Below are 20,240 nucleotides of genomic sequence, written 5' to 3'. Positions count from 1 at the left end.
CCTCGACTGGTTCTATTTCGCGGCCTTCAGTGCCTGGGCAATGTCTTCCAGCAGGTCGTCTGTGTCCTCCAGGCCGACCGACAGCCTAAGCGTACCTGGCCCGATGCCGAGTTCGGCGCGGGCCTCGTCGCTCAAATTCTTGTGCGTCGTCGTTGCCGGATGGGTGATCAGGCTCTTGGCATCGCCGAGATTGTTCGAGATCAGCACGATGTCGAGCGCGTTCTGCAAGGCGAAGGCCGCCTGCTTGCCGCCCTTGACGTCAAGGCAGATCAGCGTCGAACCACCCGACATCTGCTTCTTGACGATATCGGCCTGTGGGTGGTCGGCGCGGCCGGGATAGATGACGCGGGCGATCTGCGGCTGTTCGGCGAGGAAGTCGGCGATCTTGCCGGCGCTTTCCGTCTGCTGGCGCACGCGCAACGGCAGCGTTTCCAGGCCCTTCAGCAATGTCCAGGCGTTAAAGGGCGACAGGCTGGGGCCGGTGTGGCGGAAATAGTCGTGCAAATTCTCGTCGATCCACTTCTTGTCGGACAGGATGACGCCGCCGAGACAGCGGCCCTGGCCATCGATGTGCTTGGTCGCCGAATAGACGACGATGTGGGCACCGAGCTGCAAAGGCTTCTGCTGCAAAGGCGTGGCGAAGACATTGTCGACGACAAGCCGCGCGCCGATCGAGTTGGCAAGCGAAGCGACAGCGGCGATATCCACCACTTCCAGCGTCGGGTTGGTCGGGCTTTCCAGGAAGAACAGTTTTGTGTTGGGCCTGACCGCCTTTTCCCAGTTGGCGATGTCGGTGCCGTCGACCAGCGTCGCCTCGATGCCGTAGCGGGGTGCCAGCGTCTCGACCACCCAGCGGCAGGACCCGAACAGGGCGCGCGCCGCGACGATATGGTCACCGGCCTTGACGCTGCACAGCATGGCCGCCGTCACCGCGGCCATGCCGGATGCCGTGGCGCGCGCATCCTCGGCGCCTTCCAGCGCGCACATGCGCTTTTCGAACATGTCGACGGTCGGGTTGGCGTAGCGCGAATAGATGAAGCCGGGTTCCTCGCCCTTGAAACGGGCTTCCGCAGCCTGCGCCGTTTCATAGACATAGCCCTGCGTCAGGTACATCGCCTCGGAGGTCTCGCCGAATTGGGAACGCAGGGTTCCGCCGTGCACGAGGGCTGTCTGAGGCTTCCAGTTACGCTTCTTGCTGCTCATCGCTTTGTTCCAGACACAAAAAAACCGGCCGCGAAAGTCGCAACCGGTCCATACGGCCTCGCGGCCAACGGTCCTTTAGCGACTTGTTTAACGTGGCTGCAAGCCGACCGGCCAAATCACCACGGGATAACGACCCTTTAGACCCGCGCCGCGCTTGCGTCAATTGCCGGCTTCATTAAGAGGTTTGTACCAAGCAGGTTCCGCAAAAGTGTTCCACGGTTTTGCGGCGAGAACCTGCGGCAAGAAAATCGTCTGGGCTAAGGAGCGGAGCCTTGCGGCAGACAGGCATTCTTCCCGATCAGGACATTTCGGCGCTGTTCCAGTCCGGTGCGCTGAAGTCGGCGCGCGCGCTCGATGCCGACCAGATCCAGCCGGCAAGCCTGGATCTCAGGCTCGGCGACAAGGCCTGGCGGGTGCGGGCCTCCTTCCTGCCCGGCCCCAACCACAAGGTTTCGGAAAAGCTCGACCGGCTGAAGCTGCACGAGATCAATCTGGCCGAAGGCGCGGTGCTGGAAACCGGCTGCGTCTACATCGTGCCGCTGCTCGAAAGCCTGGCATTGCCGGCCGAGATTTCAGCCTCCGCCAATCCGAAGAGCTCGACCGGACGGCTCGACATCTTCACCCGTGTCATGACCGACCGCGGCCACGAGTTCGACAAGATCGCCGCCGGCTACAACGGTCCGCTCTACCTGGAAGTCAGCCCGCGCACCTTCCCGATCGTCGTGCGCATCGGCTCGCGCCTGTCGCAGATACGCTTCCGCACCGGCAATGCACTACTCTCGGAAGCCGAACTGAACGAATTGCACCGCGCCGAGATGCTGGTCGCCACCGAGCCGCCGAACATTTCCGGCGGCGGCATCGCGCTGTCGATCGATCTCAATGGCGACAGTGACGGGCTGGTCGGCTATCGCGGCAAGCATCACACCGGCCTCGTCGATGTCGACAAACGTGCGGCACAAGAGGTCGTCGATTTCTGGGAACCGATCCACAAGAGCGGCGCCGGCGAACTGGTGCTCGATCCCGACGAATTCTACATCCTCGTCAGCCAGGAAGCGGTGCATGTGCCGCCGCTCTATGCCGCCGAGATGACACCCTTCGATCCGCTGGTCGGCGAGTTCCGCGTCCACTATGCCGGTTTTTTCGATCCGGGCTTCGGCCATTCGGCGTCCGGCGGCACCGGCAGCCGGGCGGTGCTCGAAGTGCGCAGCCACGAAGTGCCGTTCATCCTCGACCATGGCCAGATCGTCGGCCGCCTGGTCTACGAGCATATGCTGAAGCGGCCGCAGGCGCTCTACGGCACCGATCTCGGCTCCAACTACCAGGCCCAGGGCCTGAAGCTCTCCAAGCATTTTCGCGCCGCGCGCTGAGCCCCGATTACCGCCAGGCAAAATACTTGCCTGCGCTGGCACATCATGCTTGGCTGGCTTGTCGGTCGCCGGGATGCGGCGCTCAGGGGGAACAAGAAAATGCAGATTTCAAGATGGATCCTATCGGCAGCAGGCGCTGCCATGTTGGCGATTGCCGCCGGCTCTCTGTCGGCGCAGGCTGCGGAGAAATTGAAAATCGGCACCGAGGGTGCCTATCCGCCGTTCAACACCATCACCTCGGACGGCAAGGTTGTCGGCTTCGACATCGACATCACCAATGCGCTGTGTGCGCAGATGAAGGTCGAGTGCGAAATCGTCACCCAGGACTGGGATGGCATCATCCCCGCTCTGCAGGCCAAAAAGTTCGACGCCATCATCGCCTCGATGAGCATCACCGAAGAGCGCAAGAAGCAGGTCGCCTTCACCAACAAATACTACACGACGCCGCTCGCTTTGGTGGCGCCGAAGGACAGCGATCTGACCTCGACCGACCCGGCAGCCCTTGCCGGCAAGACGGTCGGCGCTCAGGCTTCGACCACGCAGGCCGACTATGCCCAGAACACCTATGGCAAGGCCGGCGCCGAGGCAAAACTCTATCCAACCCAGGAAGAGGCGATCACCGACCTGACCAACGGCCGGCTTGATGCCGTGATCTCGGACAAGTTCGTGCTGGTGGACTGGCTGAAGAAGGCAAGCGACGGCTGCTGCAAGCTGGTCGGCGACGTCAAGGGCACCGAGACGCAAGCCGGCATCGCCGTGCGCCTGGAAGACACAGAACTTCGCGACAAGCTCAATGCGGCCATAGATGCGATCGTCGCCGACGGCACCTACAAGAAGATCCAGGCCAAGTATTTCGACTTCGATATTTATTGATATTTAGATTTGCTGGAATCAGCCGCGAAAGAGACGTTCTTTCGCGGCGCCCAGACAGCCATGGAATTGGCCGATAAAGAGCAGTTCGCGCACGGCTAAGCGCCTCCTGCCCCAAAATTCCCTGGTGGTTTGCTTTTCCTCATCGAGCGAGGCGCTGGAGCCAGACCTCAAAGGGAACAGCTGTCTGTCGAGACAACCGAGAACACGGGCTCTGGCGGAGTCGATACCGCAAGTCCTGGCATTTTCGTTCAGTTTGTCAGCGCGAAGTGCGGATGTCATGCGATCGGCGTTGCGCATCAGAAAGCCCGCTTGCGTTTTCGAGTAACCGGAGGCCAGAAGCCGGCTCGTCATCGCCGACCGGGCTTCGCGGTAAGACGCTGCGCTGCATCGCCCGCCGCTGTAGGCAGCAGAGGACGTGCAGGCGAGGACCAGGGCCATGCCCGCCAACATGATACCAAGCCGTATCCTGTCCATTCTCTCTCCGCTAGCTCACAGCGCCTTCACCGCTACCTTTACCGGCTGCTCAATCTCGAGCGGGTTGCGCAGCGGCAGGCCGAAATCCCCAGCCTCGATCTCGAACACGTCGCCGGCCTCGGTCTTGACGCCATCGGCGAAGGACAGTGTCGCCGTACCGAACATATGCACATGCACGTCGCCCGGCTGGCGGAACGCCGAATATTTGAAATGATGATGTTCGAGATTGGCGATGGTGTGCGACATGTTCGCTTCGCCCGACAGGAATGGCTTTTCCCACAGCGTGTTGCCATCACGCACGATGCGCGACGTGCCGCGGATGTCGGAAGGCAGGTCGCCGATCAGGATCTCCGGCCCGAACGAGGCATTGCGCAGCTTGGAATGGGCGAGGAAGAGATAATTCACGCGCTCGGTCACATGGTCGGAAAATTCGTTCGATAGCGTGAAGCCGACACGGAAGGGGGCGCCGTCATCGCCGATGACATAGATGCCGGCGACCTCAGGTTCCTCGCCGGCGTCCTTGGCAAAGGCCGGTGACAGGAGTGCGGCACCCGGCGCCACGGCCATTGTGCCGTTGCCCTTGTAGAACCATTCCGGCTGCACGCCGACCTGGCCTTTGGCGGGTTTGCCGCCTTCCAGGCCCATGCGGAACATCTTCATGGAATCGGTGAGCTGCTCCTCGCCATCGGTGCTGAGCTTCTTGTGCATGGAATCGCGCGTCGCCGCCGAGCCGAGATGCGTCAGCCCGGTGCCGGTGAGATGCAAATGCGCCGGATCGGGATGGTTGATCGGCGACAGCAGCCGCCCCTTCTTGTAGGCGGCGTCGAGATCGACCGTCTCGCCGAGTCCCTTGCGCTCGATCAGCGCGACGAGGCCGACGCCGGTGCGGGCAGCCTCCATCGCCAGCGAGTAGACGCTGCGGGCGCCGTTGATGATCCGGGTCTTGCCGCCATTGCGGGCAACGACACGGATGGTCTCGGCGTCGTCGAGAATCTGCGAGATCAGCATGATCAATCCTCTCTCATGTGTCTTGGCCTGGTTGCCTGTCGGCAAACCCTGACCTGCGCGGCTCGGACCTCGCCGCGCCACGGGTGAAATTCTTCGTCCGGATTGCGCTCGCGGGCTTGATCCCCTGGGGGACTTCTTGATGCCGACTATTTGCCGGCAGCATCGCGATCTAGACCCGTATGCCTTCCTCGTTGCCTCGCCGGAGTGGTTCGACCCGCTCCCAGTATTTTGTTTCTGAGCAATTCCTGTAGGAAAACCGCGACGCACTTTTCCTGGAATTGCTCCTGTCAGGCCTTGTTCTTGTTGTAGACGTCGAAGATCACGGCACCGAGCAGAACCAGGCCTTTGACCACCTGTTGCCAGTCGACATTGACGCCCATGATCGACATGCCGTTGTTCATCACGCCCATGATGAAGCCGCCGACCACCGCGCCGATGACCTGGCCGACGCCGCCCATCGCCGAGGCGCCGCCGATGAAGACGGCGGCGATGACATCGAGCTCTGAGCCCAGGCCCGCCGCCGGAACGGCCTGGCCGAGGCGAGCCGCGATGATCAGGCCGCCTAGCGCCGACAGCACGCCCATGTTGATGAACACCATCAGTGTCAGCCGCTCGGTGTTGATGCCCGACAGCTGCGCCGCCTTTGGATTGCCGCCCATGGCGTAGATGCGGCGGCCGATGGTCATGCGCTTGGTGACGAAGACAAACAGCGAGATCAGCACGCCCATGACGAGCAGCACCACCGGCAGGCCCCTGTAGCTGGCGAACTCATAGACAAGGAACAGCGCCAGCGCGCTGGCGACCAGCGTCTTGATGATGAACAGGGGGAAGGGCTCGGCCTCATAGCCATGGCGCTCGCGCTTGCGCCGCGTCCTCACCCCGAAATAGGCATAGGCCACCACGGCGATCAGGCCGAGCACGATCGTCGTCATGTGCAGTGTCAGGCCGCTGCCCATGATGGTCTTGCCGGCCGCATTCACCGTCGGCGGGATCAGCGTCAGCGGGCCGATGACATCAGGGATGAAGCCGGAGCTGAGCATTTTGAAGTCGTCGGGAAGCGGACCGACCGAGGATCCGCCGCCGAGCAGCGCCTGGCAGATGCCGCGGAAGATCAGCATGCCGGCCAGCGTGACGATGAAGCTCGGTATTCGGTGATAGGCGATCCAGTAGCCTTGCGCCGCGCCGATCATGCCGCCCACGACCAGGCAGACGATCGAAACCACCAGCGGATTGCTGAGCGGTCCGAGCTGCCAGATGACCATCATGTTCGCCGCCAGCGCGCCGATGAAACCGGCGACCGATCCGACGCTGAGGTCGATATAGCCCGATACGATGACCAGCAGCATGCCCAGCGCCATCACGATGATGAAGGAGTTCTGCTGCACCAAATTGCTAAGGTTGACCGGCTTGAACAGCGTTCCCGACGTGGTGAACTGGAAAAACAGCATGATGACGATCAGCGCGATGATCAGACCGTATTCGCGCAGGTTCGTCGTCAGCGCCGAGACGGCGATGCGTGGACGCTGTTCTTCGGCGACGTTGCCCTGCGGGGCGGGGGCGCTTTCGGTGCTCATGCTGCTTTTCCTTCTCCGCGAACGATGGCGCGCATTATTTTTTCCTGGCTCGCGTCCGCCGCCGGCATTTCGCCCACGATGCGCCCTTCGTTCATGACGTAGATGCGGTCGGTGATGCCGAGCAATTCCGGCATTTCCGACGAGATGACCACGATCGCTTTACCCTCCGAGGCAAGACGCGCGATGATCGTGTAGATTTCGTACTTGGCGCCGACATCGATGCCGCGCGTCGGCTCGTCGAGGATCAGCACGTCCGGATCGGCGAACAGCCATTTCGACAGCACCACCTTCTGCTGGTTGCCGCCCGAAAGATTGCCGGTCAGCTGATAGACGCTGGAAGCTCGGATATTGGTCTTCTTGCGATAGTCGTTAGCAACGGCGAGCTCGCGCATGTCGTCGATGACGCTGTGGCGCGAGACACCGCCGAGATTGGCGAGTGTGATGTTGTGCTTGATATGGTCGATGAGGTTGAGACCGTAGGTCTTGCGATCCTCGGTCACATAGGCGATGCCGTGTTGAACCGCCCTGCTCACCGAGGAGACATCGACCGGTTTGCCCTTGAGCAGCACCTCGCCGGTGATGCGGCGGCCGTAGGAGCGGCCAAACAGGCTCATGGCGAATTCGGTGCGTCCGGCGCCCATCAACCCGGCAATGCCGACCACCTCGCCCTTGCGTACGTTGATGTCGATGCCCTTGATCACCTGCCGCTCGGCATGGATCGGGTGATAGACCGACCAGTTCTTCACCTCGAACACGACCTCGCCGATGTGAGGCTCGCGCGGCGGATAGCGGTCGTCGAGCGAGCGGCCGACCATCGAGGTGATGATGCGGTCTTCCGAGATGTCCTTCTTGGCCAGAGTCTCGATGGTGCGCCCGTCACGGATGACGGTCACCTTGTCGGCGACCCGGTTGATCTCGTTGAGCTTGTGCGAAATCAGGATCGAGGTCATGCCTTGCCGCTTGAATTCGAGCAGCAGGTCGAGCAGCGCCTGGCTGTCCTTTTCGCTGAGCGACGCCGTCGGCTCGTCGAGGATCAGCAGCTTCACTTCCTTGCTGAGCGCCTTGGCGATCTCGACCAGCTGCTGCTTGCCGACGCCGATATTGGTGATCAGCGTCTTGGGGTCTTCCTTGAGGCCCACCTTTTTCAACAGCGCGCTGGTGCGCTGCTCGTTGGCGTCCCAGTCGATGACGCCGTATTTGGCGTGCTCGTTGCCGAGGAAGATATTTTCAGCGATCGACAGCATCGGCACCAGCGCAAGTTCCTGGTGGATGATGACAATGCCCTTGTGTTCGCTGTCCTGGATGCCTTTGAACTGGCATTCCTGGCCCTGAAAAATGATCTGGCCGTCATAGGTGCCGGAGGGATAGACGCCCGACAGCACCTTCATCAGCGTCGATTTGCCGGCGCCATTCTCGCCGACCACGGCGTGGATCTCGCCTTCCTCGACGCTGAGGTTGACGTTCGACAGCGCCTTCACGCCGGGGAACGTCTTGGTGATGTCGCGCATCTCCAAAATCGTCGTCATCAGGGCAAGCTCCTCCGAGGCCGGCAGAAACAATACCGGGGTCGCTCGTGAACGGAAAGGGGCCCTGCATCGCGCAGGACCCCTGTCTTTGTAACCGAGATTACTTCAGGTCTTCGGCCTTGATGTAGCCGGAGTCGACGACCAGCTTCTGATAGTTCGACTTGTCGACCTCATGCGGCGTCAGCAGGATCGAGGGAACGACCTTGACGTCGTTGTTGTAGGTCTTGGTGTCGAGGCCATCAGGCTTGCCGCCCGAGAGCACCTTGTCGACGAGTTCGACGGTGGCCTTGGCCAGATCGCGGGTGTCCTTGAACACGGTCGAGTACTGTTCGCCCGTGATGATCAGCTTGACCGAGGCGGTCTCGGCGTCCTGACCGGTCACGATCGGCCAGGGCTGTGCGTCCGTGCCGTAGCCGACAGCGCGCAGCGAGGCGGTGATGCCGCGCGACAGACCGTCATAGGGCGACAGAACGCCATCGACGCGGCTGCCGTCCGAGTAGTTGGCCGACAGCAGGTTGTCCATGCGCGCCTGGGCGGTGGCAGCGAGCCAACGCAGCGTGCCGACCTTGTCCATACCGGTCTGGCCGGACTTGATCTTGATCGAGCCGTCGTCGATCAACGGCTGCAGGACAGAAATCGCACCGTTGTAGAAGAAGAAGGCGTTGTTGTCGTCGGGCGAGCCGCCGAACAGTTCAACGTTCCACGGCTTGGTGTTCGGGAAGCGCTCCTTGAGGCCCTTGACCAGCGAATTCGCCTGGATCACGCCGACGCCGAAATTGTCGAACGTGGTGTAATAGTCGACATTGGCGGTCTTCTTGATCAGGCGGTCATAGGCGACGACGACGACGCCCGCGTCAGCGGCCTTCTGCAGCGCATCCGACAGGGTGGTGCCGTCGATCGAGGCGATGATCAACGCCTTCGGGCCCTTGGTGATTTCGTTTTCCAGCTGGCTGAGCTGGTTGGGAATGTCGTCCTGCGCATACTGCAGGTCAACGGTGTAGCCGAGAGCCTCGAGCTGGGACTTGACGGCATCGCCGTCATTGATCCAGCGCTGCGAAGTCTTGGTCGGCATCAGCACGCCGACAAGACCCTTGTCGGCTGCGTGCGCCGAATAGGTCATGGCAGCGATGCCAAGCGCCGCGACTGCGGCCAGTGTCTTGATGATTTTCACATAACTCTCCCTGGTTGATGGACGCGGCACCCCGGGGGTCGCGGGCCGCGCAATCGTGCAGAAGCGCCAAGGCACTACTGCCGTCATATCGATCTCCGGTATCCTCCCATGGCCCCGAAGCGCTGATTTCAATCGATACGATTTTTGTCGTCGTCGATCGTTGCGTCTCGGAACGCTCTGACGTTGTGACCCTTTTGCCATAACTGTCAAATGCGATCTTTGATGGTTGCTATACCGCAAGTGGTATATGTTATGAGTCGTCGCAGGTTGCTGGCAAATGCCAGAGGGTCGCGGGCTGAGGCAGGGAAAAACCATGGCGGCATTACGGAATTCGACTGGGGTTTCAAATGGTTACAATGAGACTCCGGGCGATGGCGAAACCCTGCTGCGCAGTGGTCTCAGCCTGCGTCACATGCGCATGATCGTCGCCCTCGACGACCACGGCCGGGTGAGCGCGGCGGCGCAGGTCATGAACATTTCGCAGCCGGCGGCATCGCGCATGATCGCCGAAATGGAGGCGGTGCTCGAGGTCAAGCTGTGCGAGCGGCTGCCGCGCGGCATCACGCTGACGCCTTACGGCAAGGCGCTGGCCAGGCGCGCACGCTCGATCCTGCTGGAGATGCGCGAGGTCGACCGCGAGATTTCCGAGCTCAAGGCAGGCAAGGGCGGTTCCGTGTTTCTCGGCGCCGTGACGGCGCCGGCGATCGAGCTGGCGGTGCCGGCGATTCGCGAAATCCGCCGCATCTATCCGCGCATCGAGATCACCATGCAGGTCGAGACCTCCAATGTGCTGGCGCGCGAACTGATCGCTACGCGCCATGATTTCATCATCGCGCGTATTCCCGACGACCTCAATCCGCGGCTGTTCGAATCGCGTGTCATCGGCGTCGAGAAGGCTTGCCTGATCGTGCGCCGTGGCCACCCGCTCACCAGGGGCAGCGTGGTGCGGCTGGAAGACACCGCCGCCTATGACTGGGTCTTCCAGTCGGGCGGCTCGCCCTTGCGCCAGGCGATGGAGAGCAATTTCCTCAACCGCAACATCGCGCTGCCGGACCGTATCCTCAACACCTCTTCGCTACTGCTCACGCTGGTCATGGTCGCGCACTCCGACGCCATCGCGCCGGTTTCGGTGCAGGTGGCGAAATTCATCCAGAATCCCGACGGGCTGGCCGGCGCCATCGATGTCGTCCAGACAGAATTCGACATCGAGGTCAGGCCCTACAGCCTAATTACGGTCAGGAACCGCGCGCTCTCGCCGGCCGCCAAGATGCTGCACGATTTCATCCTGCGCGAAGTGGGGTGATGGAACAAGAAGTGCATTCGCGCGTTCAGGCCAATCGGCATGCTCGCTGGAGCCCGTTTTGGGCGAGGGAACGAGGTGCCGATGGTCAACAACTCGGGAGGTTTTGATGGAACGTCGGTTGTTTCTCACTGGACTGCTGGGCGTTGCGGGGGCCGTGGCGTTTGCTGGAGTAGTCGGACCCGGCCGCGCGGTTGCCGGTATTCCCCAGAGCAACGGAATTCTCGATGAACTGGACAAGCCGGATCCCGCTGTCTTCGAAGGCGATGACGCGGTCGAAGTGGAGCAGGTCTCCCATCGTCGCTGGCATCACGGCCATCATGGCCACTGGCGTCGTCGCCATGGCGGACGGCGCCGCGGTTGGAGACGAGTTTGCCGCAGTTACTGGCGCCATGGGCGCCGCCATGTCCGTTGCTGGCGCGAGCGCGTATGGCTTGGCGTCTGGCTGTGACTAACCACTGACGAAAGGCCGGCCACCGCAGCGTGGCCGGTGTCGTCTCTGCACAGACGCGCAGGGTCCAAGGCTTGCGTGTTGTAATGCCTGGCTTGGCACAGACCACCCCGTGACGGAATCGTCCGTCCCAGTTATCCTAAGATCGAATTGACGGAATCATATTAGACTTTACTAATTGAATTTCCGTCAGATAGAGGTGTGACCGTGCCGAGTGGCCATTAAGGAGCAGAACCATATCCCGTAACACCGGCTACACGTTTGCAGATCAGGGGCAATCGGCACGCATGAAAGGCGTGGCGATACTGACCGAAGCCCGCAGTGGCTCCGAATGGCTTGGCAGCCTGGCAAACAGCACCGGAATATTGGGGCAGTCGGGCGAATGGCTCGACCCCAGCGAGCTGGGGTTCAAGCCAAAATCCTTCGACGAACTTTTTTGCGCGGTGATTGATCGCGGCAAGACCGCGAATGGCAGGTTCGCTGTAAAAGTGTTTTCGCGGCACCTTGAGACGACGCAGGCCAAGTATGGAGTCGACTTCCTCACCGAATGCATCAGGCGCCACGGCATCGGATTGGTCTTGCTGGAACGGAGAGACCGACTTCGTCAAGCAATTTCTTATTGTCGGGCGAAAGCGTCAGGCCGTTGGCAGAGCACGACGAGCGGTACTGATCTGATCCCGGAGTACGACTTCGCCAGCATCTGCCAAGTCTACTTCCGGATCGAGCAGAGCCATGCCTTCTGGGGTGCCTACCTGCGGATGGCCGATCTGCCCTACGACCATTTTTTCTATGAAGATCTGTTGAGTGACCCCCGTCCGTATGTCGCCTCGTTGGCGCGCCAGTTATCGGTTGAAATGCCGAACTGCAATTTCGAGACGAATTTGCGGTTGCAGCGGGACGCCTACACCGAGGAATGGGTTGAGCGGTACCGCAATGACGCCAGGTCGAAGAATTTGCTGGCGCATCTTCCCGAAAAGATGGCGCCGCGCAACGTCGATAATCTCGCTCGGTTCCTTCTGAAGAAGCAGATGCGAATCAGTCAACTCTAGGTCGTGGCCAGCAATTAATTTCTACCTCAGGGGGGTGGATAGCGCCGAGGCGGGGTTCGAGACCCTCAACATCAGGCGTATAGCCCTTTGGCATAGTCTGGAGCGGGTAGCGGGAATCGAACCCGCGCGTTCAGCTTGGGAAGCTGACAGGCTACCATTACATCATACCCGCGCGTGCCCTCGTTACCATGAGGTTCGGCCTTCGGGCAATCGCAAAGCGACCCTGAACAAACGCTTTCGGGTTGCCTCCGCGCTGGTTCGCGGTTGCTATTTTGCCTTCGCGACTTTGTTGCTGGCGGCAAAGCTTGGCCAGTATTTCGAGATGGCGAGCGTCGCGCCGGCCGAAGAAAAATGACCGTAGTCGAAGTAGAGAAATTGCTTGGTGCCGACGTCGGCGTAGGAGCAGCCGGCCGTGTCGCAGAGATAGGCCAGCGGGTCGATGAAGGTGGCCCCTTTGGTAAACGGCAGCACCTGCTTGTTGATGTCCGGATCCATGGCCATCGGCCAGGATGTGTTGGCGACATGATCTCGTCTTGCGAAGAAAGCGATTTTCTGGACGTCGGCGATGAATTCCGGAGACTGGCCGATGACATAGACCTTGACGCCCATATCGCGCAGCCGGTCGATCGTCTTCTGCAGGCCCTCAAAACCCCGGGCCTGGTAGTCGGTCCATCGGCCGCTCAGGATCACGGCCTGGATGTTGGCTTCGCGGATGATCGACAGCGCCCGCTCGTTGAAGCGCGTGCAGGCCGGCCGGGCGTAGGAAAAGTAGGTCAGGTTGGGTGGGCAGCCGGCATAGGTGTACTGGATGACATTGGCCTGGATCTTCTCAGCGTTGGCCTCCAGCCCCGACACATAATGCGCGGCGAAGGAATCGCCCCACAGCAGCACATTGGTGGCAAAGCCATGGGTACGGGTGCAGTCGGCGAGGTTCCAGTCCTCGATCCGGCTCGCGCCCTCGTTGAAACACACGCCGTTGCGCCAGTCACCCACCACGACCCGTTCCGTCGAGAAGTCCGGGAACCGTTGCGGGAAACCCTTGCCCAGCAAACCGGCCACGCCGCCGACGCAAAGCAAGGCGATCGCAGCGGCCGAGAAAGCGAAAATGGGCAGCGGGGCGGTGAAGGCCCCCTTCTGGCGAAAGGGTTGCTCGACATACTTCCATGAGAATGTCGCCAGCGCGACGCTCGCCACCGTCATCGCCATGATCGTCGGCACGCCGATGGCTTTCAGCGAGATATAATGGACGAACGAATTGATCGGCCAGTGAACGAGGTAGAGCGAATAGGAGATGAGCCCGACCCAGACCAGCGGAGTGAGCTGAAGCACGCGCGTCGCGACAGGCACCGGCCTGTCGGCATGCGCCTGGCCCGCATAGATGAGCAGCGCCGTTCCGATGCAGGGGAACAGGGCATTGTAGCCCGGAAACGGGTCGCTCTCCGAAATCGTCAGAAAGCCGAAGGCGATCAAGCCAAAACCGGCGAGGCCGATCAGTTCCGTCAGCGGACGGCTGGCCAGCGCCGGCGGTTTTTTCAGCATCAGAATGGCGCCCAGCGCCAGTTCCCAGATGCGTGTCGGCAGCAGGTAGAAGCCGGCGGTCGGCGCCAGCGTGGTTGCCATGACCGCCAGGGCAAAACTGCCGATGGCAATCGGCAGCAATATCGTCAGCCAGCGCTTCGAGGCGTATCGGTAGATCAGATACACCAGGATCGGCGCGAAGATATAATACTGCTCCTCGACCGAAAGCGACCATGTGTGTAGCAGTGGCCGCAGTTCCGCGTCGATGGAGAAATAGTTGGTCGTTTTCCAGAAATAGATGTTCGACCAGAAGGTCGAGGCCGCGATCACGCTGAGGCTGTATTCGTGAAGATCCGACGGCAGGAGGATGAACCAGGCGGCGATGCTCGTGAGCAGGATGACGAAGGTCAGGGCCGGCAGGATGCGCCGCGCACGGCGCCAGTAGAAGCGGCCGATCGAGAACTGGCCGCGCTCGAGATCGTCGAGCAGGCTGCCGCTGATCAGATAGCCCGATATGACGAAGAAGATGTCGACGCCCGTGAAGCCGCCGGGAATGGCGGACACGCCGAAATGGAAGAGCACGACGGGCAGCACCGCAACGGCCCGCAGGCCATCGATATCGCGTCTGTAATTCATTCGGCCGGTCCGTACGCCGTGGCCCATGGCAGTCGTGTGGCGGAACCTGACATGCTGCTCATACGGCGATCCCCGTCGTAGTCGTGGCTTGTGGGGCCCCGGACTGTGCTCTGCAGCAGAAGTTTGCTGCACTGCAACATGCATGTCAAGGCATATGCCGCCCTTTGAACGCTGGCGAAGCCGGTTTCGCAGGGAGCGCGGTATCAGGCGCCGGGCAGGTAGATCACGGCGTCGTCGTCCGCATAGGCCCGCTTCCAGCCCAGCTCGGTGAAGAAGGGGATGCGGGTGTCGTCGGCCGTCAGGAGTGCCCAGCCGATGGCGTATTTCTTCAGCTGGGCCTCGAGCAGCGGTTTTCCGTCGCTGCGCCCCGTCGCCTCGTCGGTTTTCGTGAACCCGCCCAGGAACAGCTGGTCTGTCCTGCCGTCGATATAGGTCTTGATGCCGTGGAAAATCAGCGTGCCGCCGAAATTGTAGGAATTCAGCACGTTGCCTGTGAGGTGGTGATCCCTGGCGAATGCGAGGGCACCGCTGGCCGATGTTTTCGGGCTCGGCGCCACCTGATAGGCACTGCCGAGGACCAAGACCGAACCGAACAACAAGACAGCCATCGCGCCGCAGATCGCGTAGAACCGGCTGGCGAAGAGTTGTTCCAGCCCGTCACGCTTTTCCGCCAGCCAGTTCGTGGTTGAGAGCGAAGGATATTGCAGTGCGACCTCAACCGCGATCACCAAGGGAATCAACAGGAAGGGCAGATATACAAATCGCAGATGGGCGAGATAGACATGCAAGGCGAAGACGATGAACAACGCCTTGGCCCAGCCGATCCGCAGCCTCGATACCAAAAGCCCGAAAAGCGCCAACAGCATCGCCGCTTCCTGGAAGAGCTGCTCCTGGGCATTGAACGGTCGCCATTCCAGGATAAGGGGCACCGCCTCGTTGCCATAGGCCACGGTGAACGTCGCCAGGATGGCCTTCACGCCATAGGGATGCAGCAAGCTGACCAGGGGGCAGAGCAGGCCGAAAGCGACCCATTTTGCCAGCAGGACGGGTTTCGACAGGCCCGAGCGCGCCAAGAGAGCGAGCCCGGCAAAGGCGGCGATGACGAAGCTCAGGGTGAACGTGGCGTGCAGGTTGGCCCACAGGACGACGAGCACGAGCAACCACAAAGGCGGGGCCTTCTCTTCTTGCGCGGCACGAAACAGCATTGCCGTCCAGACGACGATGATCGGCAAGGTGAAGACGTGGGGGCGCGCCGTGTAGATCGGGGCGATCAGGAAAGCCGCGGCAAAGGCCAGCGCTATCGCCAGTATCGGCTTCAGCCATGCGCTGAGGAACCATCCCATCAGGAAGACGGTCAGGCCGACCGTGGCGATGATCAGGGTGACGACGCCATTCCAGCCACCCGCACGGTAGGCAAGGGCTAGAAAGACCTGCCCCAGCCATTCCTTGGCGATCCAGGGTTGGCCGGCGAACGTATAGGAATAGGGATCGACAGCCGGAAACGTCCGGTTTTCCAAGAAGTCCAGCCCGACCTTCACTTGCCACCAATTGTCGGGATCCTGCAGGATCGCGCCGGCAAAGGCGGTGAGTACGGAGGCCACGACGCAGGCGCCGAGAAGGCAGAACATCAGCCTGATGCGTTGTGCGTCCCCGAGCGACGGCGTCGCCGTCGCGATTGCTGCGGCCTGGTTCATGTCGCAGCTCCGGGTGACGGCGTCGCCGTCACGATTGCAGAGGCCTGGTTCATATCGCAGCTCCGGGCCATTTCGCGTTCGTTGCGGCCACGGGAACATCCGCGTCGCCGACAAAGACGAACCGGGCCGAGCCAAGATAGAAGATGATCGAGTAGAGGCAGTTTCCCGCCAGATGGACGAACGGGTTCTCGATGAAGCCGGCTGACATGGCGGTGATCACGATGCCCAGATTGGCGCCATAGGCGACGACGAAGGTGATCGCGTATCGAGTGACCGCGCTGGGGCGAAAGCCGCCGGCACGTCCGAACGTCCACTGGCGATTGAGGAAGAAGCCAAGCGTGAGGCCCGCGGCATAGCCTGCCGCATTGGAAAGGATATCGCCGAGGCCCAGCGCCAGCCCGGCCAGGATCAGCGTATATCCAATCGCCGTGTTGAGAAGCCCGACGGCGCCAAAGCGCAGCAGCCGCGAGACATCAGACGGAAGAGCCGACCGCATCCTGCCCATGCCGTTCCCGTTGCATCCGGTCGACCTTCGCCTCAGCCACGCGCGGCTCTTTTCGCCATCTCTTGCAGGCGATGGATGGCCAGGTCATTGTCCTTGGTCTGCTGGTCGCGCGAAACGATCTCGTTGACGAAGTAGAGCGGCCGCCGCTTCGTCTCCATGTACATGCGGCCGAGATACTCGCCGAAGATGCCGAGCACCAGAAGCTGGACACTGCCCATGATCAGCATGATCGCGGCAAGGCTCGTCCAGCCGGGCACCACGTTGCCCCTGGACCACTCGAACAGCGTATAGCCGAGCACGACCAGCCCGAGCAGGCCGAACATCATCCCCAGCAGCGAGGCAAACCGCAACGGCACGATCGAAAAGCTGGTCATCGCGTCGACCGCCAGAAGAACCATCTTCTTCAGCGGGTAGTGGGTGGTGCCGGCAAAGCGCCGATGCCTTTCATAGGGGAAGGCGACCTGCCTGAGCCCGATCCAACTCACCATGCCGCGAATGAACCTGTAGCGTTCGGGCATCGCGTTCAGATGGTCGAGCGCACGGCGGCTCATCAGCCGGAAGTCTCCGGAGTCCGGTGCGATCTCGACATCGACCATCCGGCCGAGCAAGCGGTAGAACATCGAGGCGGAAGCCCGCTTGAACCAACTTTCGCCGTCGCGCTTCACCCTCTGGCCGTAGACGACGTCGAAGCCCTCATCCATCTTCGCCATCATAGCGCCGAGCAGTTCGGGCGGATCCTGGAGGTCGGCGTCGAGAATGAGAATGCGCTCGCCGCGGCAGAACTCCAGCCCCGCGCTCAAGGCGATCTGGTGGCCGTAATTGCGGGCAAGGTCGATGGCGACGACATGGTCGTCCTTTTCGGCCAGTTCGAAGATGGCCTCGCGGGTACCGTCGGTCGCTCCGTCGATGACAAGCACGATCTCGTAGGACGGGCTTTGCTCGAGGCACACGGTGCTGACGCGTCGGTGAAGCTCGGCCACGCCGTCGCGCTCATTGTAGCATGGCACCACGACCGACAGGGCGATTGCGCGGTGCGCGCCGATTTTTCCCGTTCCCACCAAAGCCTGGCTCCCGCTCCTGGAATGGCAATAGCGGCAATTGGTTAGAAAACAGATAAGCCAGGGATCGACACGGGGTCATCGGCCGGCTGACCATCATGTGTTCGGCGCCATGGGCTCGCCACCGTCACGAACGCACCGGCAACTCCATGCGGATGCGGGCGCCGCGCCATGAGCCTGTCAGGATGCGGATCGTGCCGTCATGCAGCAGCGCGATCTGGCGGGCCAGATTCAGTCCCAGACCCGCCCCGCGCGACTGCGGCTGCAAGCGGTAAAAGGGCTCGAAGACGTTCTCGTGCTCTTCCGCGGGAATGCCCGGGCCTTCGTCGCGCACTTCGACGCCACCGGTCCCGTCGATGGCGATCGTGATCGTGCCACTGCCGCCGCCATGCTCGATGGCATTGCGCACGAGGTTGGCGAGCGCGCGCTCGATCTGCAGGACATTGACCTCCACCTGGGCCTTGCCGGGTGGCGGCTCGAAGGCGAGGTCATAGCCGGCCTCGATGGCCAACGGGGCGAAGTCGGCGGCGACCCGGCTGACGAGATCGTCGAGATCGACGATCTGGCGCTGGTCCGACGGCCGGTCGAGCAACTGATGGTCGAGCAGTTGCTGGGCGAGATGCGACAGGCGCTCGATGTCATGCAGCAGGCGCACGCTCTGCGGCTCCTGCTTCAAGAGTTCGGCGCGTGTGCGCAGGATGGCGATCGGCGTGCGCAGTTCATGCGCCGCGTCGGTGAGGAAACGGTTGTGCCGGTCGTAGCCTTGGGCGAGGCGGGCGAGCGCCTCGTTGAAGGCATGCACCAGCGGCGCGATTTCCTGTGGGACGTTCTTGACCGGCAACTGCATGGCGCGGGTGCCGATATCGATGCGCGCGGCCTGGCGGACGGTCTCGACAAGGCCGGCGAAGGATCGGCGCACCACCGCCGGAGTCGTCACCAGGGTCGTGGTTCCCATGACCAGGACGATCGGCAACAACAGGATGAGGATGATGACCGCAAGCGCGGGCAGTGCCTTCTCCCAGTTCCTGCTGCCGTCGGGATTCCTGGCGACGTCGACAGTAGCCGAAATGCTGAGCTCAAGGCCGTCGGTTTCTCGAGACGACCGCGTCCCGGCGATGATCTGTACCGTGCCGGCCCTGGTCGCGACCTTTTCGAGATAGGCCTCCGGCCTCAAATCATCTTCGGAAAATCCGATGGTGGCGTGATCGGCCTCGCCCAGCAGGTCGCCAAAATTCCTGGCGTAGACGTCAGGCACATTGCCGAAGCGCACGCTCTGGCCGTTGCCGTCACGAACAATGTACCAGACGTTGGGGAAGCCCTCGCGAAAGTTGGCAAGCCCCTCGGTCTCATGGACGATCAGTTTGCCGTTGCCGTCACGGCCAACCGCTTCCTTGATGGCGGCAACGGCCGCCTCGTTGTCGATCAAAAGGCGCGGATTGGCGATCCAAAGTGCTGCCGCGCAAAGCACGATGAAGATCAGCAGCGTCGCCGCCTGCAGCAGGATCAGCCGGCGGACGAGGATCCATTGCAGCGAGCGCGTGCGCAGCTTCTTCACGAGAGCGCCCGCAAGAGGTAGCCAAGGTTGCGGATCGCCCGGATCTCGATGCCGGCGGCGACATCGTCGAGCTTGCGGCGCAGCCGCGAAATATGCGCATCGAGCGCATTGGAGCCGATCTCGTCGTCCAGCGCGTAGACGGCTTCCTCCAGCGCGCTGCGCATGATGGTCCGCCCCGGCCGGCGGATCAGCGTTTCGAGCACCAGCCTTTCGCGCCGCGGCAGGTCGAGCGCCCGGTCCTCGACCAGCGCCTCGCGATGGCGGAAATCATAGGTGAGGCGACCGACCATCGTCTGGTTGGCGCGCGATGTGAACGAGCGCCGGTGCAAGGCATGAAGCCGCGCGACGAGTTCCACCGTGGCGAAGGGCTTGACCATGTAATCGTCGGCGCCGACATCGAGCCCGGCGACGCGGTCGTCCAACCCGCTCATCGCCGTCAGCGCGATGACAGGCACATCCAGGTGCAAGGCACGCAGGCGCGGTATGAGGCTGAGGCCGTCGCCATCCGGCAGCCGGCGGTCGAGCACCACCGCGTCGTGATAGCCCAGGCGGGCCATCGCCTCGGCATCGGCCAATGTCGCGGCATGGTCGACGATGATGTCCAGACGCTCGAGAGCGGCCTTCAACACGGAGGCCATTTCCGGTTCGTCCTCGATCAACAGGACGCGCATGAATATTCTCCCTTATCCGCGGCCGGTCGGGGGCCGTGGCCGCGGCAAATCATTCGCATTCCAGCTTCGGCTGGCGGAAATTGGTGATGAACCAGCGGCCGCCGGAGGCGCGGGCGTAGAATGTGTAGAAGCATTCCTGACGCTCGATATAGCCGGGCGTCTCGGTCTCTTCATAGACGGTTCCGTGTTTTGTGTGGCGAACCTCGCCGCTCGATGTGCCGGAAACCGCTGACGTCGATACCTTGCGCCATTGATAGGCGCGTTCGCCCTGGCCAAGATCGACGATCGCCGTTGGCGGGCCGTAATCCAGGATCACCGATTCGACTGGCTGCCCGACATAGTTCTTCATGATGTCGGAGGCACAGCCCGCGAGCGCGATGGCGATGAGCACTATCTTCGGGCCCCGTATAAGGAGGCCGGCGCCATATGTGGACATATCGGAACAGATTCCCATCATGAAAATTCACGTGCGGGGACCTAGATCGCGAAGATTGCATCGACATTGCGAAGAGCCGCGGGAACTGGATCCGTTACGGAAAAAGCCGACCGCCGCCTCGGGTATCGGCGCATGCCGGAACGCAGGATTGCGCGATGCCGCAGGGCATCG

18 protein-coding genes, 1 tRNA gene and 1 riboswitch are annotated in these 20,240 nt (G+C 61.9%); of the genes, 4 read left to right on the top strand and 15 right to left on the bottom strand.

Going from position 1 to position 20,240, the window contains the following annotated elements; genetic code table 11:
* Positions 1-12: 12 nt before the first annotated feature.
* Positions 13-1,203: an O-succinylhomoserine sulfhydrylase gene (locus tag AC56QX_RS01170; protein WP_475453527.1), complete on the bottom strand. Its 1,191-nt coding sequence runs from the start codon at positions 1,201-1,203 to the stop codon at positions 13-15.
* A 55-nt stretch (positions 1,204-1,258) separates the two neighbouring features.
* Positions 1,259-1,336: riboswitch (SAM riboswitch) on the bottom strand.
* A 139-nt stretch (positions 1,337-1,475) separates the two neighbouring features.
* Here AC56QX_RS01170 and AC56QX_RS01165 point away from each other — a divergent pair.
* Both AC56QX_RS01165 and AC56QX_RS01160 read left to right on the top strand, forming a co-directional pair.
* Entirely contained in the window at positions 1,476-2,570 is a 1,095-nt protein-coding gene (locus AC56QX_RS01165; RefSeq protein ID WP_497113349.1) for a 2'-deoxycytidine 5'-triphosphate deaminase, read from the top strand.
* A 99-nt stretch (positions 2,571-2,669) separates the two neighbouring features.
* On the top strand, positions 2,670-3,443 hold the full coding sequence (locus AC56QX_RS01160; RefSeq protein WP_497113348.1) for an ABC transporter substrate-binding protein: 774 nt from the start codon (positions 2,670-2,672) through the stop codon (positions 3,441-3,443).
* An 18-nt stretch (positions 3,444-3,461) separates the two neighbouring features.
* Here the strand turns inward: AC56QX_RS01160 and AC56QX_RS01155 are convergent, their stop codons facing one another.
* The 5 genes from AC56QX_RS01155 to chvE all read right to left on the bottom strand — a co-directional run bounded on the left by AC56QX_RS01155 (position 3,462) and on the right by chvE (position 9,196).
* Positions 3,462-3,917 carry a hypothetical protein gene (locus AC56QX_RS01155; protein WP_497113347.1) on the bottom strand — a complete coding sequence of 152 codons (456 nt, stop codon included), beginning with the start codon at positions 3,915-3,917 and terminating at the stop codon, positions 3,462-3,464.
* Between the two features lie 15 nt (positions 3,918-3,932).
* Positions 3,933-4,925, bottom strand: coding sequence for an AraD1 family protein (gene araD1 / locus AC56QX_RS01150; RefSeq protein WP_477446331.1), 993 nt, complete (start codon positions 4,923-4,925; stop codon positions 3,933-3,935).
* Between the two features lie 287 nt (positions 4,926-5,212).
* Positions 5,213-6,499 carry a multiple monosaccharide ABC transporter permease gene (gene mmsB / locus AC56QX_RS01145; RefSeq protein WP_497113346.1) on the bottom strand — a complete coding sequence of 429 codons (1,287 nt, stop codon included), beginning with the start codon at positions 6,497-6,499 and terminating at the stop codon, positions 5,213-5,215.
* Positions 6,496-8,028, bottom strand: a complete 1,533-nt coding sequence (gene mmsA / locus AC56QX_RS01140) for a multiple monosaccharide ABC transporter ATP-binding protein (protein WP_497118061.1) — start codon at positions 8,026-8,028, stop codon at positions 6,496-6,498. The genes mmsB and mmsA overlap by 4 nt, the downstream gene beginning before the upstream one ends.
* 97 nt (positions 8,029-8,125) lie before the next feature.
* Complete coding sequence (gene chvE / locus AC56QX_RS01135; protein ID WP_027043461.1) at positions 8,126-9,196, bottom strand: multiple monosaccharide ABC transporter substrate-binding protein; 1,071 nt, start codon at positions 9,194-9,196, stop codon at positions 8,126-8,128.
* 313 nt (positions 9,197-9,509) lie between these two features.
* Here chvE and AC56QX_RS01130 point away from each other — a divergent pair, with 313 nt between their 5' ends.
* Positions 9,510-10,499 (top strand): LysR family transcriptional regulator, encoded by a 990-nt coding sequence (locus AC56QX_RS01130; protein WP_497113344.1) that lies wholly within the window; start codon positions 9,510-9,512, stop codon positions 10,497-10,499.
* A gap of 85 nt (positions 10,500-10,584) precedes the next feature.
* On the opposite strand, the gene AC56QX_RS01125 is transcribed toward AC56QX_RS01130, so the two are convergent.
* Positions 10,585-10,839, bottom strand: coding sequence for a hypothetical protein (locus AC56QX_RS01125; protein WP_497113343.1), 255 nt, complete (start codon positions 10,837-10,839; stop codon positions 10,585-10,587).
* A 395-nt stretch (positions 10,840-11,234) separates the two neighbouring features.
* Between AC56QX_RS01125 and AC56QX_RS01120 the strand changes: the two genes are divergently transcribed.
* Positions 11,235-11,996 carry a Stf0 family sulfotransferase gene (locus AC56QX_RS01120; protein ID WP_497113342.1) on the top strand — a complete coding sequence of 254 codons (762 nt, stop codon included), beginning with the start codon at positions 11,235-11,237 and terminating at the stop codon, positions 11,994-11,996.
* 98 nt (positions 11,997-12,094) lie between these two features.
* On the opposite strand, the gene AC56QX_RS01115 is transcribed toward AC56QX_RS01120, so the two are convergent.
* The 8 genes from AC56QX_RS01115 to AC56QX_RS01080 form a co-directional block, all read right to left on the bottom strand.
* Positions 12,095-12,168: transfer RNA gene (locus AC56QX_RS01115), tRNA-Gly, on the bottom strand.
* A 95-nt stretch (positions 12,169-12,263) separates the two neighbouring features.
* The gene (locus tag AC56QX_RS01110) at positions 12,264-14,150 is read right to left on the bottom strand and encodes an acyltransferase family protein (RefSeq protein ID WP_497113341.1); all 1,887 of its coding nucleotides are present in this window, start codon (positions 14,148-14,150) and stop codon (positions 12,264-12,266) included.
* Between the two features lie 203 nt (positions 14,151-14,353).
* Complete coding sequence (locus tag AC56QX_RS01105) at positions 14,354-15,844, bottom strand: hypothetical protein (protein ID WP_497113339.1); 1,491 nt, start codon at positions 15,842-15,844, stop codon at positions 14,354-14,356.
* A gap of 49 nt (positions 15,845-15,893) precedes the next feature.
* Positions 15,894-16,349 (bottom strand): GtrA family protein, encoded by a 456-nt coding sequence (locus AC56QX_RS01100; protein WP_497113338.1) that lies wholly within the window; start codon positions 16,347-16,349, stop codon positions 15,894-15,896.
* A 32-nt stretch (positions 16,350-16,381) separates the two neighbouring features.
* Entirely contained in the window at positions 16,382-17,407 is a 1,026-nt protein-coding gene (locus AC56QX_RS01095; RefSeq protein WP_497113337.1) for a glycosyltransferase family 2 protein, read from the bottom strand.
* 127 nt (positions 17,408-17,534) lie between these two features.
* Positions 17,535-18,962, bottom strand: coding sequence for a sensor histidine kinase (locus AC56QX_RS01090; RefSeq protein WP_497113335.1), 1,428 nt, complete (start codon positions 18,960-18,962; stop codon positions 17,535-17,537).
* A complete protein-coding gene (locus AC56QX_RS01085; RefSeq protein ID WP_497113333.1) occupies positions 18,959-19,633 on the bottom strand; it encodes a response regulator transcription factor in 675 nt (224 codons plus the stop codon). The genes AC56QX_RS01090 and AC56QX_RS01085 overlap by 4 nt, the downstream gene beginning before the upstream one ends.
* A 49-nt stretch (positions 19,634-19,682) precedes the next feature.
* Positions 19,683-20,069 (bottom strand): hypothetical protein, encoded by a 387-nt coding sequence (locus tag AC56QX_RS01080; RefSeq protein ID WP_497113332.1) that lies wholly within the window; start codon positions 20,067-20,069, stop codon positions 19,683-19,685.
* Between the last annotated feature and the right edge of the window lie 171 nt (positions 20,070-20,240).

This window comes from Mesorhizobium sp. RCAM 06353 (genome assembly GCF_059683585.1).
Note: the sequence above shows the minus strand (reverse complement) of the source record. Positions and strands in the feature narration are given on the sequence as shown.

What these genes read in the sequence shown, in the direction of transcription:
- AC56QX_RS01170 (WP_475453527.1), bottom strand. Translation starts at nt 1,203, where the DNA reads ATGAGCAGCAAGAAGCGTAACTGGAAGCCTCAGACAGCCCTCGTGCAC.
- AC56QX_RS01160 (WP_497113348.1), top strand. Translation starts at nt 2,670, where the DNA reads ATGCAGATTTCAAGATGGATCCTATCGGCAGCAGGCGCTGCCATGTTG.
- AC56QX_RS01155 (WP_497113347.1), bottom strand. Translation starts at nt 3,917, where the DNA reads ATGGACAGGATACGGCTTGGTATCATGTTGGCGGGCATGGCCCTGGTC.
- araD1 (WP_477446331.1), bottom strand. Translation starts at nt 4,925, where the DNA reads ATGCTGATCTCGCAGATTCTCGACGACGCCGAGACCATCCGTGTCGTT.
- mmsB (WP_497113346.1), bottom strand. Translation starts at nt 6,499, where the DNA reads ATGAGCACCGAAAGCGCCCCCGCCCCGCAGGGCAACGTCGCCGAAGAA.
- AC56QX_RS01130 (WP_497113344.1), top strand. Translation starts at nt 9,510, where the DNA reads ATGGCGGCATTACGGAATTCGACTGGGGTTTCAAATGGTTACAATGAG.
- AC56QX_RS01125 (WP_497113343.1), bottom strand. Translation starts at nt 10,839, where the DNA reads ATGGCGACGACGCCAGTGGCCATGATGGCCGTGATGCCAGCGACGATG.
- AC56QX_RS01120 (WP_497113342.1), top strand. Translation starts at nt 11,235, where the DNA reads ATGAAAGGCGTGGCGATACTGACCGAAGCCCGCAGTGGCTCCGAATGG.
- AC56QX_RS01110 (WP_497113341.1), bottom strand. Translation starts at nt 14,150, where the DNA reads ATGAATTACAGACGCGATATCGATGGCCTGCGGGCCGTTGCGGTGCTG.
- AC56QX_RS01105 (WP_497113339.1), bottom strand. Translation starts at nt 15,844, where the DNA reads ATGAACCAGGCCGCAGCAATCGCGACGGCGACGCCGTCGCTCGGGGAC.
- AC56QX_RS01100 (WP_497113338.1), bottom strand. Translation starts at nt 16,349, where the DNA reads ATGGGCAGGATGCGGTCGGCTCTTCCGTCTGATGTCTCGCGGCTGCTG.
- AC56QX_RS01085 (WP_497113333.1), bottom strand. Translation starts at nt 19,633, where the DNA reads ATGCGCGTCCTGTTGATCGAGGACGAACCGGAAATGGCCTCCGTGTTG.
- AC56QX_RS01080 (WP_497113332.1), bottom strand. Translation starts at nt 20,069, where the DNA reads ATGTCCACATATGGCGCCGGCCTCCTTATACGGGGCCCGAAGATAGTG.